This window comes from Curtobacterium sp. MCLR17_031 (assembly GCF_003234775.2).
GTDB classification, from domain to species: domain Bacteria; phylum Actinomycetota; class Actinomycetes; order Actinomycetales; family Microbacteriaceae; genus Curtobacterium; species Curtobacterium flaccumfaciens.
In genome coordinates, this window is sequence record NZ_CP126270.1 from 3,305,235 (window position 1) to 3,317,744 (window position 12,510).

Below are 12,510 nucleotides of genomic sequence, written 5' to 3' on the forward strand. Positions count from 1 at the left end.
GGGTGAGGACGACCTGTTCACACCCCTGGAACCACGAAGAGCACCACCCGGATGGGCAGTGCTCTCGTCATGCAGGGGCGTGCTCGTGCACGCAGACTGTACTCGACCATATGTCGACGCGCGCGCGCCGACCCATGGTGCGGGTCGTGCGGAACATCGACATGAGGGTCTCCTGTTCGCGCCGGTGCGGACCGGTGCAGCGTCAGGTTAACCCAGAAACCGGCCCGGCACGAGGGTGTGCGGGCCGGTTCCGGTGAAGTTCACACGCCGGAGAGGTGGTGGTCGCTAGATGCCGAAACGGACGATGTGGTAGTCGCTGGTCCAGATCTGGCGAATCTGCACGGTGCCGCCGGGCTTCGGGGCGTCCATGATCATGCCGTTCCCCATGTAGAAGCCGTCGTGCGCCTCGTTGTTGAAGATGACGACGTCGCCGGGCTGCGCCTCGGACTCGGGGATCGTGGTGCCGGCCTGGTCCTGCAGCGGCACGGAGTGCGCGAGGTTGATGCCGTACTGGGCGTACACGAACATGATGAAGCCGGAGCAGTCGAAGCCCGACGGGTCCGCGCCACCGAAGACGTACGGGGTGCCGATGTACTGCTTGCCCGTGGCGACCACGGCCGGCAGCGAGAACGGGGTGTCGGCGGCCGACGAGCTGGCCGCGTACTCGGCGGCGGTGGGCCCGGTGTACGAGGAGTACTGCTTCGCGGTCGCGGCGCGGGCGGTCTGGGTCTGCTCAGCCTGCTCGGCGGCTTCCTTCGCAGCGGCAGCCTGGTCGGCGGCGGCCTGCTTCGCGGCCTTCTCGGCGTCGAGCGTCGCGGTGGACGTCGCGCCGAAGCCGTCACGGCTCGTGTCGGCGAGCGCCACGGCGTCGGAGACCGACAGCTCCTGGCTCTGGGTGGCCCGCACCTGACGCTGGGCATCGGCGGCGGCGGTCGAGTTGCTCGAGGTCGTCGCGGCGAAGGCCGGGGCGACCGCGACGGTGCCGAACATGCCAGCGGCCACGGTGAGGACGACCGGCGCGAGGAACTTGCGCTTGCGCGACGACGAGCTGGCCTTCGCGGTGCTCGCGGCTGCCGCGGCCTGCGCGGCACGACGACCACCGGGCAGCGGGGCGGAGCGCACCGGCACGACCTTGCGGACCGGGCGGCCCTCGGTCTCGCGCACGGCCCGCCGGGTGAGCGGGGCGGTGGTGGCGTTCTCGGTGTTCGTCGGGTTCGCGGGCGTCTGGTCGTCCGCGGCGGTACCGGTCTGCGTCAAGAGGTGTGTCTCCAACGTCTCGTCATCACGCCGCCGTGGGTGTCCGGCGGTGTGCAACCCCATCCGTTCGTCATCGTTTCCGATCGAGGCAGGAGACGGGTTCGAGACGTCCTGCCACGGGTCTCCGGCTCAGGGGCAGCGCGGCGACTCGGACGAGTGTACGGAAGCGTCGTTACCGAGTCGAGACCAAACGCCCCGCAGGTAACGAAACGGTAAAGACTCTCAGGAACGACCAGGAACGGTCAGCCGCGTTCGATGTAGACGTGCTGCGCGACCTCGATCGGCAGCTCGATGCCCGAGTCCTCGCCCTCGACGCGGACCGCGACGTACGCTCCCGCGCGCTGCACGCTCGCCACGCGCCCCGGCATGACGCCGGCGGTGCGGAGCTGGTGCAGGAGCTCCGGTTCGAACTGCACGGGCTCGCCCAGGCGTCGAACGACCCCGGTCGTGACGGCGTCGGTGCCCTCGGTCGCGGCGACGATGTTCTGGACGCCGTCGAGGAACCCGGCGGCCGCGGGGCCACCGATCTCGGCCAGCCCCGGGATCGGGTTGCCGTACGGGGATTCCGTCGGGTTGCCGAGCATCTCGAGCAGGCGGACCTCGACCTGCTCGCTCATGACGTGCTCCCACCGGCAGGCCTCGTCGTGCACGAAGGCCCAGTCGAGTCCGATGACGTCGGCCAGCAGGCGTTCGGCCAGACGGTGCTTGCGCATCACGTGCGTCGCGCGGGAACGACCTTCGTCGGTGAGTTCCAGGTGCCGGTCCCCGGAGACGACGACCAGGCCGTCGCGCTCCATGCGGGCGATGGTCTGCGAGACCGTCGGGCCCGAGTGTCCGAGGCGCTCGGAGATGCGCGCGCGCAGCGGCACGATCGCCTCTTCCTCGAGGTCGAGGATGGTGCGAAGGTACATCTCCGTGGTGTCGACGAGATCGGTCACGGTCCGCCTCTCATGTCTGGGCCCAGCGCCGACCACACTACTTGTTCGCACCGACGAACACCGACCGGCGCCCGGGTGCACGTGAGAAAGGGTCATCCGACGCGGTCAACGGGCGGGCCGGACCCTCCCCGTCCGGCCGGTACACGGGCTCGGGCGGGCGGATCGTCATCGGTAGGATCGGTGCATGGCAGACATCGTCATCCCGGCCGAACTCCTCCCCACCGACGGTCGCTTCGGCTGTGGTCCGTCGAAGATCCGCGGCGCCCAGCTCGAGTCCCTCGTGACGCGCGGCGCCACGATCCTCGGCACCTCGCACCGCCAGAAGCCCGTGAAGGACCTGGTCGGCAGCGTCCGCTCCGGCCTCGCAGACCTGTTCCAGATCCCCGAGGGCTACGAGGTCGTCCTCGGCAACGGCGGCTCGACCGCGTTCTGGGACGCCGCCGCGTTCGGCCTCATCGAGCGCCGTGCCGAGAACCTGTCCTTCGGCGAGTTCGGGTCGAAGTTCGCCAAGGCCGCAGCGGCCCCGTGGCTCGAGGCGCCGCACGTCGTCGAGGCGCCGGGTGGCTCCCTCGCCGCACTCGAGCCGGTGGAGGGTGTGGACGTCTACGCCTACCCGCACAACGAGACCTCGACGGGCGTCATGGCTCCGGTCGTCCGCGCCACCGGTGACGCCGGCGCCCTCACCGTCGTCGACGCGACGAGCGCCGCCGGTGGCGCCCTGTTCGACGTCAGCGCCACCGACGTCTACTACTTCGCCCCGCAGAAGAACTTCGCCTCGGACGGCGGGCTCTGGCTCGCGCTGCTCTCCCCCGCCGCGATCGAGCGGATCGAGCGCATCGCCGCCTCCGACCGGTACATCCCGGAGTTCCTGTCGCTCAAGAACGCCGTCGACAACTCGCGCCTGAACCAGACCCTGAACACCCCGGCGATCTCCACGCTGCTGCTCCTGGACGAGCAGGTGCGGTGGATGAACGAGTCCGGCGGCCTGGCGTGGGCGGACCTCCGCACGAAGGCCTCGTCGTCGACGATCTACGACTGGGCCGAGGCCAGCGACTCCGCGACCCCGTTCGTCTCCGACCCCGCCGCTCGGTCCCAGGTCGTCGCCACGATCGACCTCGACGACTCGATCGACGCCAAGGCCGTGGCCGCGACCCTGCGCGCGAACGGCATCGTCGACACCGAGCCGTACCGGAAGCTCGGCCGCAACCAGCTGCGCGTCGCGACGTTCACCGCGATCGACCCGGACGACGTCGCGAAGCTCGTGCGCGCGATCGACTTCACGATCGACGCCCTGCGCTGACGTCGGGGACACCCGCCGGAACGAGGACGGGCCCGGCACCACCGGATCGGTGGTGCCGGGCCCGTTCGTCGGTCCGGGTGAGTCAGGCGCGGTGGAAGTCCGGGTCGGCCTCGCCGGCGTCGAGCTGGTCGACCTCGAGATCGGCGTCGGGCTCGAACGGCTGCACGCGGCGGGCACGGCGACGACGGGGCGGCTGCGGGGCCTCGTCCTCGGTGTCGGTGTCGCTCACATCGGCGAGCGCATCGACGTCCACACCCTCGATGTCGTCGTCGTCCGACTCGTCGAGGTCGTCCTCGTCGGCGTCGAACTCGTCGTCATCGTCGTCGTCCGACTCGTCGTCGTCCTCGTCGTCGTCATCCGAGTCGTCGTAGTCGTCGTCCTCGTCCGAGTCCTCGTCGTCGTCCTCATCCGACTCGTCGTCGTAGTCCTCGTCGTCCGACGCGTCCTCGGCGCCGTCCTCGCCCTCGTGCTCCTGCGCGGCCCGGTACTCGGCCAGTCGCTCGGACCACGGCACCCACTCGGGCGCGACGAGCGAGCCGTCCCCGGGCATCAGCTCGACCTCGAGCACGGTCGGTTCGTCGTCGCCGACCTTGGCGACGCTGACGGTCCACCGCCACCCGGGGTAGCCGGGCAGACGGTTGGCGAACAGGACGGACACGACGCCGTCCCCTTCGTCCACCGTGCCGACGGGTGCGCCGACGGTCGACTCCGGGGTGACCTCGAGCAACGCCTCGCGTGCCAGGTCGGTGTAGTTGATGGACGCTACGTCGATGGACGCTGCGTCAGGAGCCGTCTCGGCCCCTGCTGTCTCGGACTCGGTCATGGGGTCACGCCTCCAACTGGTCTGCGACGTGCCGCAGGATGGCGGCGATGCGATCGCCGTTCTTCGGGTAGCGGCCGTGGCGGAGGTCTCCGCTGATCCGGTCGAGTTCCTTCACCAGGTCCTCGACGATCACGGCCATGTCGTCCGCGGAGCGACGGGTCATCCGCGACAACGACGGCTGGGGCTCGAGCAGCCGCACGGACAACGCCTGCGACCCCTTCTTGCCCTGGACGACGCCGTACTCAAGCCGCGTGCCGGCCTTGACGGTCACGACGCCGTCGGGCAGCGAGGACGCGTGCAGGAACACCTGGTCGCCGTCGTCTCCGGTGATGAAGCCGAAGCCCTTGTCGTCGTCGTAGAACTTGACCTTGCCGGTGGGCATGCGTGGACTCCTCGAGGTCGTGGTACGGCCGTGGTGCGTCGGATATCCTGGGTCGATGGCCAAGCCGACCCGATCAACCGGGAACCCGCAGGACTCCGCAGAACCCCCGGTGACGTTCAATCGTACCGAACGCGCTCTGGCGTTCATGATCGGTGGGATCATCATCCTCGGCCTGCTCTGCTTCGTCGCGATGATCATCATGTGGCTCACCGCTCCCAGCGCCCAGGGTGCGATGCCGTGGCCGGTGGTCATGGCGATCCCGCTCTACGGCTTCCCGATCGCCATGGTGCTGGTCTTCACGCTCCTCGGCATCACCTGGACACGTCGCGCACGAGCGAACCGGACGGCTCGCTGACGTCCGCCCCGGACGCTGGCACCGGACGATGACGACCACCGCCGACCTCGCCGCCCGACTCCGGGCGATGCCGGACGATGCGCTCGAGCGCCTCGTCGCGGCGAGGCGACTCCCCACCGCTGCACTCGCCGAGACCGGCCCGCAGCGCATCACCGACTTCTTCGACCTCGCCGAGGCGCTCCGCAGCGACGACGCCGTGGACGCCGCCGTCGAGCACCTGCCGCGCGCCACGATCCTGGCGCTGCGTGACGGCGGCGCCGTCGAAGCGCTCGGCCCCGCGATCGAGCTCGGCCTCGCCGACGAGGACGGCGCCGTCGACGACGCGGTCGCCGCACGTGTGGCCGCGCACCCCGACCTCACCGCGCTCAACGAGCGGACGGGAGGCCCGGAGCAGGTCCGCCCCGCTGCTCCCGCCCTCGACGACGCGGCCCTCGAGCGTGCGCGCACCACCGGCGCGGAGCAGGCGTTCGCGACGATGACGGTGCTCGCCGAGCTGCTGCGGGCGGTCGACGCCGGCGCCGTCCGCGAACTCGTCAAGGGCGGGATCGGCATGCCGCTGGCCCGCACCCTCGCCGAGCGCATCGGCACCGATGCCGAGCTCGTCGCCGGTCGCCTGGCGCTGCTCGACGACATCGGGTTCGCCGACCCCGACACCGGACGCTGGATCGTCACCGACGCCGGGCACGCGTGGTTGCTCGCCGGCTGGCCGGAGCGCTGGGTGTCGCTGGTGGCCGCGTGGTCGGACACGCTCCCGCCCGCCGTCCACCAGGTGCTCGAGCTGGCCGACGGGGACCTGCGCGACCTCGTGCCGCTCGGGCGGTGGGCGTACCCGGCGGGGTCCCGCTGGCTCGACGCCCTGCTGCTCGACGTCGCCGGCACCGCGGCGTCGCTCGGCCTGGCGGTCGACGGCATCGTGACGAGCACCGGCCGGGCGCTCCTCGACGGCGACGCCGAGCAGGCCGCCGACGACCTGCCGGGCACCGTCGAGCGGGTCTACCTGCAGCACGACCTCACCGTCATCGCACCGGGGCCGCTCGCGCCGGTGGACGACGACGCCCTGCGCACCGTCGCCGTGCTCGAGGCACCGGGCCTCGCGGCGCGCTACCGCATCTCCGAGGACACCCTGCGCGCGGCGTTCCGGGCCGGACACTCCCGCGACGACCTGCTGTCCCTGCTCGGACGACTGTCGGCGACCGGGATCCCGCAGCCCCTCGCCTACCTGATCGACCAGGTGGCCGGACGCGACGGCAGCATCGTCGTCGACCGGGGGCCGGGCGGCGTCGGGACCGAGGTCCGCGGCACCGCCGACCAGCTCGACCTCGTCGGGGTGGACGCCGAGCTCCGGCAGCTCGCGTGGGAGCGACCCGACCTGACGACGCTGACCACGCGCTACCCGCCGCACGTCGTGCACACCGCACTCGAGGACCAGCGCTACCCGGCCGTCCTGACGACCGCAGCCCGCCCGGAGGCGCACCACGGGCCTCCCGGCCGGCGCAGCCCCACCGGACGCTCGCCGGAGCAGTCGGCGCACGCACTCGTCGAACGGCTCCGCCTGACGACACAGCGCGGCGACGCGGAGCCGGAGCAGGAGTGGCTCGGTCGGCAGATCGACCTGGCCGTGCGCGGACGCACGCCGATCCGTGTGACCGTCCGGATGCCGGACGGCTCGGAGCGGCCGTTCTCGATCGTGCCGACCTCGGTCGCGGCCGGACGCGTCCGCGGGCGGGACACGGCCGTCGACGTCGAACGGACCCTGCCGCTGTCGCTCGTCGTGTCGGTCGAGAGCGACGCCTGAGCCGCGCGGTCACCCGCACGCAGGTGCCGACGGCTAGGCTGGCAGGTCATGAACGGACCGCTGATCGTGCAGAGCGACCGCACCGTGCTCCTCGAGGTCGCGCACCCCGATGCCGAGGACGCACGCCACGAGCTCGCGGCCTTCGCCGAGCTCGAACGCGCTCCCGAGCACGTGCACACCTACCGGATCACCCGCCTCGGACTCTGGAACGCGCGCGCCGCGGGCCACGACGCCGAGGCGATGATCGACACCCTGGAACGCTTCGCCAAGTTCCCCGTGCCGCAGAGCGTCACGGTCGACATCCGCGACACGGTCTCGCGCTACGGACGACTCGTGATCCGTCGCGAGGAACGACCCGACGCCCCCGTGATCGCGAACTCCCCCACCGAGGAACTCGAGCAGCTGCCGCTCCTGCTCCTCACCGCCGAGGACCCGTCGGTGCTGGCCGAGGTCATCCGGTCGAAGCGCATCAAGCCGTTGCTCGGTGACATGCGGTCCTCGACCGAGGTCGAGCTGCAGCCGTGGGCGCGGGGGCAGATCAAGCAGGAGCTCGTGAAGCTCGGCTGGCCGGCGGAAGACCTGGCGGGCTACACCCCGGGCCAGCCGCACCCGATCGACCTGGACACGGCCGAGTGGCACATGCGGCCGTACCAGGAGCAGGCGGTCGACACGTTCTTCGCCCAGGGCTCCGGCGTCGTCGTGCTGCCCTGTGGCGCGGGCAAGACGCTCGTCGGCGCTGGTGCGATGGCGACCGTCAAGGCGACCACGCTCATCCTCGTGACGAACACCGTCTCGGCGCGACAGTGGCGCACCGAGCTCCTCAAGCGCACGACCCTGACGCCGGAGGACATCGGCGAGTACTCGGGCAGCGTCAAGGAGATCCGGCCGGTCACGATCGCGACCTACCAGATCCTCACCGCCCGCCGGAAGGGCGAGTACACGCACCTGTCGCTCCTCGACGCCCTCGACTGGGGGCTCATCGTCTACGACGAGGTGCACCTGCTGCCCGCGCCGGTGTTCAAGCTGACCGCCGACCTGCAGGCCCGCCGACGCCTGGGCCTGACGGCGACGCTCGTGCGCGAGGACGGCCGCGAGGGCGACGTCTTCTCGCTCATCGGGCCGAAGCGGTACGACGCCCCGTGGAAGGAGATCGAGGCGCAGGGCTACATCTCGCCGGCCTCCTGCTACGAGGTCCGCATCGACCTGCCGCACCAGGACCGCCTGGAGTACGCGGCGTCGAGCGACGACGAGCGCTACCGGCTCGCCGCGACGTCCCCGGCCAAGACCCCGGTGGTGCGGGAACTCATCGAGAAGCACCGCGGTGAGCAGATCCTGGTGATCGGGCAGTACATCGACCAGCTCGACGAACTGGCTGCGTCGCTCGACGCCGCGGAGATCACGGGGGCGACCCCGGTCGACGAACGGGAGCGGCTGTACGACGCGTTCCGGTCCGGCGAGGTCGACGTGCTCGTCGTCTCGAAGGTCGCGAACTTCTCGATCGACCTGCCCGACGCGACCGTCGCCATCCAGGTCTCCGGCTCGTTCGGGTCCCGGCAGGAAGAAGCACAGCGGCTCGGCCGGCTCCTCCGCCCGAACAAGGACGGCCTGCCCGCGTCGTTCTACACGCTCGTGGCCCGGGACACCGTCGACCAGGACTTCGCGCAGAACCGGCAGCGGTTCCTGGCGGAGCAGGGCTACTCGTACACGATCCTCGACGCCGACCAGGTCCAGACGCCCGTGGGCTGACGCACGAACCGCTCTCAGGAAACCCCGAGGGAACAGTCAGAAGATAAGACCATGAGCGATGGCCCCAAGATCCTGATCGTCGACGACGAGCCGAACATCCGCGACCTCCTGACGACCTCGTTGCGCTTCGCCGGCTTCGCCGTGCGTGCGGTGGGCAACGGAGCACAGGCGATCTCCGCCGTGCTGGAAGAAGAGCCGGACCTCATCATCCTCGACGTGATGCTGCCCGACATGAACGGCTTCGGCGTCACCAAGCGCCTGCGTTCCTCGGGCTACACCTCGCCGATCCTGTTCCTGACGGCGAAGGACGACACCGAGGACAAGATCACCGGCCTCACCGTCGGCGGCGACGACTACGTCACCAAGCCGTTCTCGCTCGACGAGATCGTCGCCCGCATCAAGGCCATCCTCCGTCGCACCATGAACGACGAGGAAGACGCGATCATCCGCGCCGGCGAGCTCACGATGGACCAGGACACGCACGAGGTCACGATCGGCGATGCCCAGATCGAGCTCTCGCCCACCGAGTTCAAGCTGCTCCGCTACCTCATGCTCAACCCGAACCGCGTGCTGTCGAAGGCGCAGATCCTCGACCACGTGTGGGAGTACGACTTCAACGGCGACGCGGGCATCGTCGAGAGCTACATCTCGTACCTGCGCCGCAAGCTCGACCAGTACTCCGCCGAGCCGATCATCCAGACCAAGCGCGGCTTCGGCTACATGCTGAAGGCGTCCAAGGCCTCGTAGCACCATCACCTCTTCACGGCGGTCGTCCGGTTTCACCGGGCGGCCGCTGTCTATCGTTGGGGCAGCATGCACACGCGAATGAACCACTGGTGGGACGGGATCTCCCTGCGCACCAAGATCACCGGGATCACGGTGCTGCTCGTCGCGCTCGGATTGCTCGTCGCCGGTCTCGGCACGATGACCGTGCTGTCCACCTACCTCATGCAGCAGCTCGACAACACGGTCAAGCAGACGACCGAGCAGCTCGAGGGCCAGAACATCAGCGACGGCGAGCAGTACTGCAAGCTGTCCGTCGTGGTGTCGCAGAGCGCCTACGTCGCCGCGTACGACGCCGACGGTGACCGGATCTGCCAGACGAAGGCGTCGAGCCGGCCCGACGTCCGCGAAGCCACCCTGGTCGAGGCCTCGCAGGCGAACCAGCGCATCTCGCTCTACGACAGCCAGCACAACCACGAGTGGCGCGCGCAGATCATCCCGGCATCGCTGCAGAACCAGTCCGACGGCACCACCGAGACCGGCTACGTGCTCATCGCGGTCTCCAGTGCCGGTACCGACGAGACCATCGGCAAGTTCACCGCGATCTTCCTCGGGTTCGGTGCCTCGGTCATCCTGCTCGGCGCCATGCTCACCCGGCTGCTCGTCACCGCGACCTTCGACCCGCTGCGCGACGTCGAGGACACCGCCGCACGGTTCGCCGCGGGCGACTTCAACCAGCGCCTCGAGGCCGACACCCCGAACACCGAGGTCGGCCGCCTCAACCGCTCCCTCAACGTCATGCTCGAGCGGATCGACTCCGCGTTCGAGGACCGCGAGCGCACCATCGCCCAGATGCGGCGATTCGTCGGGGACGCCTCGCACGAGCTCCGCACGCCGCTGGTGTCCCTGCGCGGGTACGCCGAGCTGTACCGGATGGGCGCCCTGCGCAAGGAAGAGGACGTCGCCCAGGCGATGGAGCGCATCGAGAAGGAAGCGCAGCGGATGGGCCTGCTCGTGCAGGACCTGCTGCAGCTCGCCCGCATCGACGAGTCGAAGCCCCTCGAGCTCGGCCCGGTCGACCTCGTCGCCATCGCCCGTGACTCGGCGCTCGACACGATGGCCTCCAACCCCGACCGCGAGATCCAGGTCCTCGTCGAGGACTCCCTGACCGGCGAGAGCGTGCCCCAGGCCGTGCGCCCATCGGCGTCGTCGTCGTCCATCGGGTCTCCGGACTCCGGCGAAGCACCGCCCGTGTCGCCCACCTCGGCGAACACCACCGGGCCGATCGCGTTCTCGCGCCAGACCATCGCGCGCCTCCGGGCCCGTCGGACCCGCGCCATGAACATCGACGCCGGCGCCGCACCGACCGACGAGACCACACCGCTGCCCACGGTCGTGCTGCCGAAGCGCCCGCCGATCGTCCTGGCGGAAGAGAACAAGATCCGCCAGATCGTCACGAACCTGATGGGCAACGCCATGCGGTTCACGGCGAACGACGACCCGATCGAGATCGGCATCGGCGTGGACGACGAGCGCGGCATGGCACACCTCGACGTGATCGACCACGGTGAGGGCATCCCGCCGCAGCTGCGCGAGAAGATCTTCCAGCGCTTCTGGCGTGCGGACACCTCGCGCGCCCGGGACACCGGCGGCTCGGGCCTCGGGCTCGCCATCGTGTCCGGCATCGTCGCGGCGCACCACGGCTCCGTCGAGGTCTTCGACACCGAGGGCGGCGGCGCCACCTTCCGCGTCTGGCTCCCCCTGCTCCCCCGCGACTTCGCCGCCTGACCCGCGTGACCCACGCCGGCTGCTGCGGCCTGGGCGCTCGCGTCCCGTGGCCCGTGCGGTCACAACACCCCGTCCGACGCCGCCGAGTGGTCACGATCTGTCGTCTGCGCTCCCGCTGACCGACAGTTCGTGACCGGCCGGCGCACAGCCAACGACGTGTCGTGACCGCCCGGCGATGAGATCTTCGGCGTGGCTATCACAGCCGTCACGCGGAGCGTCGACGACTTCCGACCGCTCGGACCTCGAACGCCTGGCGGAGTCGCTCGAACAACACCGCGGGTCGGTGTGCGTCCGATGCGGTCGCGTGGATCACGAGCCAGTCGTTCACCACGAACCCGTTGTCCCGTCGTTGATCGTGTCGGAAGGTGTCGCGCTCCCGGTGGTGATCGCCGTCGTACTCCAACGCGATGCGGAACTCCGGCCACGCCATGTCGACGCGTCCGAGGAACCGCCCCGCACCGTCGTGCACGTCGACGTTCAGCTCCGGCTCGGGGAACCCCGCTTCGACCACGGCCAGACGGAGCCAGGTCTCCTGCGGCGACTCCGCCCCGGCCCGGACGAGGTCCAACGCCCGCCGAGCAGCGAGCGCGAAGCGTGTGCCGGGGCGGATCGAAACACGGAGGTCGTCCGCCGTCGCCAGCCCGGCTGGTCCGACGAGGTGGTCCGCGATCGCGACCAGCGCGTCACGTTCGAGCACGGCGGCGCACTCGAACCACATCTGCGCCGGGACACTGACCAGGAACCCGCGGTGTTCGACCGTCCTCGGCCCGTCAAGGCGGTGCGCGACCACGCCGGGCCGACGCATCCGGCACCCGTCCCTCGCGGTCGAGACGTGCACCGGCCCGACCGTGCGCACCGACCGCGGCAGTGGCGCACCCCAGATCGCGGCGGCGGTCGTGTGGCTGAAGAACTGATCGGGACGCATGACCAGGGCGACGGCGTCGATGAAGTCGACCGAGTCGATCGGGGCACGGACACCGTGGACCGGGGCTGCCAGGTCGGTGCGTCGGAGTCGTTCCGGATCGATGCCGTGCCCCACCGCATCGGCCACGCGGAAGGTGGATCGGTCGAACGGAGCAGGGAGGCGACGGGCAGCTGGCATGCCGTCATGGTCGTTGCGGGGCACGCTAGCCGGCCACGCGCACTCGCAACCTGTGGAGAACGAGGTGAGCCGGGCCTCCTGTGCGGGAGAGACGACCCCGGACACGCGCAAGCCGCACGCGCGAGCCGGCCACGACTCCCCGCTCCTGCGCCGGCCGACGGTCACGATGCGTCGACTGGAACGGGCCGAACCGACGGTTCGTGACCGCTCGGCGGACCTGAGCGGGGTGGCGTGACCTCCCGGCCCCGACCCCGCCCAACCGCCACCCACCCCCGCACACGCAGAAGGGCCCCACACGCGC

At 70.5% G+C, this 12,510-nt stretch carries 11 protein-coding genes; 6 read left to right on the plus strand and 5 right to left on the minus strand.

Annotated elements, in window-relative coordinates; all coding sequences use genetic code 11:
• Window positions 1-285 precede the first annotated feature (285 nt).
• Together DEI96_RS15635 and DEI96_RS15640 are read right to left on the minus strand one after the other, a co-directional pair.
• Window positions 286-1,257 carry a C40 family peptidase gene (locus DEI96_RS15635; RefSeq protein ID WP_181440564.1) on the minus strand — a complete coding sequence of 324 codons (972 nt, stop codon included), beginning with the start codon at window positions 1,255-1,257 and terminating at the stop codon, window positions 286-288.
• A 242-nt stretch (window positions 1,258-1,499) separates the two neighbouring features.
• Window positions 1,500-2,195 (minus strand): iron-dependent transcriptional repressor DtxR, encoded by a 696-nt coding sequence (locus tag DEI96_RS15640; protein ID WP_071404062.1) that lies wholly within the window; start codon window positions 2,193-2,195, stop codon window positions 1,500-1,502.
• A gap of 184 nt (window positions 2,196-2,379) precedes the next feature.
• Between DEI96_RS15640 and serC the strand changes: the two genes are divergently transcribed.
• Window positions 2,380-3,495: a phosphoserine transaminase gene (gene serC / locus DEI96_RS15645; RefSeq protein ID WP_111024292.1), complete on the plus strand. Its 1,116-nt coding sequence runs from the start codon at window positions 2,380-2,382 to the stop codon at window positions 3,493-3,495.
• An 82-nt stretch (window positions 3,496-3,577) separates the two neighbouring features.
• On the opposite strand, the gene DEI96_RS15650 is transcribed toward serC, so the two are convergent.
• Together DEI96_RS15650 and DEI96_RS15655 are read right to left on the minus strand one after the other, a co-directional pair.
• The gene (locus DEI96_RS15650) at window positions 3,578-4,318 is read right to left on the minus strand and encodes a DUF3027 domain-containing protein (protein WP_111024291.1); all 741 of its coding nucleotides are present in this window, start codon (window positions 4,316-4,318) and stop codon (window positions 3,578-3,580) included.
• A 4-nt stretch (window positions 4,319-4,322) separates the two neighbouring features.
• Window positions 4,323-4,700: a cold-shock protein gene (locus tag DEI96_RS15655; protein ID WP_017888041.1), complete on the minus strand. Its 378-nt coding sequence runs from the start codon at window positions 4,698-4,700 to the stop codon at window positions 4,323-4,325.
• 109 nt (window positions 4,701-4,809) lie between these two features.
• On the opposite strand from DEI96_RS15655, the gene DEI96_RS15660 reads away from it, so the two are divergent.
• The 5 genes from DEI96_RS15660 to DEI96_RS15680 all read left to right on the plus strand — a co-directional run bounded on the left by DEI96_RS15660 (window position 4,810) and on the right by DEI96_RS15680 (window position 11,107).
• Window positions 4,810-5,055 (plus strand): multidrug ABC transporter ATPase, encoded by a 246-nt coding sequence (locus DEI96_RS15660; protein WP_110863079.1) that lies wholly within the window; start codon window positions 4,810-4,812, stop codon window positions 5,053-5,055.
• A 28-nt stretch (window positions 5,056-5,083) separates the two neighbouring features.
• Window positions 5,084-6,850: a helicase-associated domain-containing protein gene (locus DEI96_RS15665; protein ID WP_111024290.1), complete on the plus strand. Its 1,767-nt coding sequence runs from the start codon at window positions 5,084-5,086 to the stop codon at window positions 6,848-6,850.
• A gap of 48 nt (window positions 6,851-6,898) precedes the next feature.
• On the plus strand, window positions 6,899-8,596 hold the full coding sequence (locus DEI96_RS15670) for a DNA repair helicase XPB (RefSeq protein ID WP_111024289.1): 1,698 nt from the start codon (window positions 6,899-6,901) through the stop codon (window positions 8,594-8,596).
• Between the two features lie 51 nt (window positions 8,597-8,647).
• Entirely contained in the window at window positions 8,648-9,343 is a 696-nt protein-coding gene (locus DEI96_RS15675) for a response regulator transcription factor (protein WP_017888045.1), read from the plus strand.
• A 66-nt stretch (window positions 9,344-9,409) separates the two neighbouring features.
• Window positions 9,410-11,107: a sensor histidine kinase gene (locus DEI96_RS15680; protein WP_110863081.1), complete on the plus strand. Its 1,698-nt coding sequence runs from the start codon at window positions 9,410-9,412 to the stop codon at window positions 11,105-11,107.
• A 205-nt stretch (window positions 11,108-11,312) separates the two neighbouring features.
• On the opposite strand, the gene DEI96_RS15685 is transcribed toward DEI96_RS15680, so the two are convergent.
• A complete protein-coding gene (locus DEI96_RS15685) occupies window positions 11,313-12,209 on the minus strand; it encodes a putative endonuclease domain-containing protein (RefSeq protein WP_146246940.1) in 897 nt (298 codons plus the stop codon).
• Window positions 12,210-12,510 lie beyond the last annotated feature (301 nt).

Coding starts and splice junctions, on each gene's coding strand:
- DEI96_RS15675 (WP_017888045.1), top strand. CDS start 8,648: ATGAGCGATGGCCCCAAGATCCTGATCGTCGACGACGAGCCGAACATC.
- DEI96_RS15665 (WP_111024290.1), top strand. CDS start 5,084: ATGACGACCACCGCCGACCTCGCCGCCCGACTCCGGGCGATGCCGGAC.
- DEI96_RS15650 (WP_111024291.1), bottom strand. CDS start 4,318: ATGACCGAGTCCGAGACAGCAGGGGCCGAGACGGCTCCTGACGCAGCG.
- DEI96_RS15685 (WP_146246940.1), bottom strand. CDS start 12,209: ATGCCAGCTGCCCGTCGCCTCCCTGCTCCGTTCGACCGATCCACCTTC.
- DEI96_RS15680 (WP_110863081.1), top strand. CDS start 9,410: ATGCACACGCGAATGAACCACTGGTGGGACGGGATCTCCCTGCGCACC.
- DEI96_RS15655 (WP_017888041.1), bottom strand. CDS start 4,700: ATGCCCACCGGCAAGGTCAAGTTCTACGACGACGACAAGGGCTTCGGC.
- serC (WP_111024292.1), top strand. CDS start 2,380: ATGGCAGACATCGTCATCCCGGCCGAACTCCTCCCCACCGACGGTCGC.
- DEI96_RS15670 (WP_111024289.1), top strand. CDS start 6,899: ATGAACGGACCGCTGATCGTGCAGAGCGACCGCACCGTGCTCCTCGAG.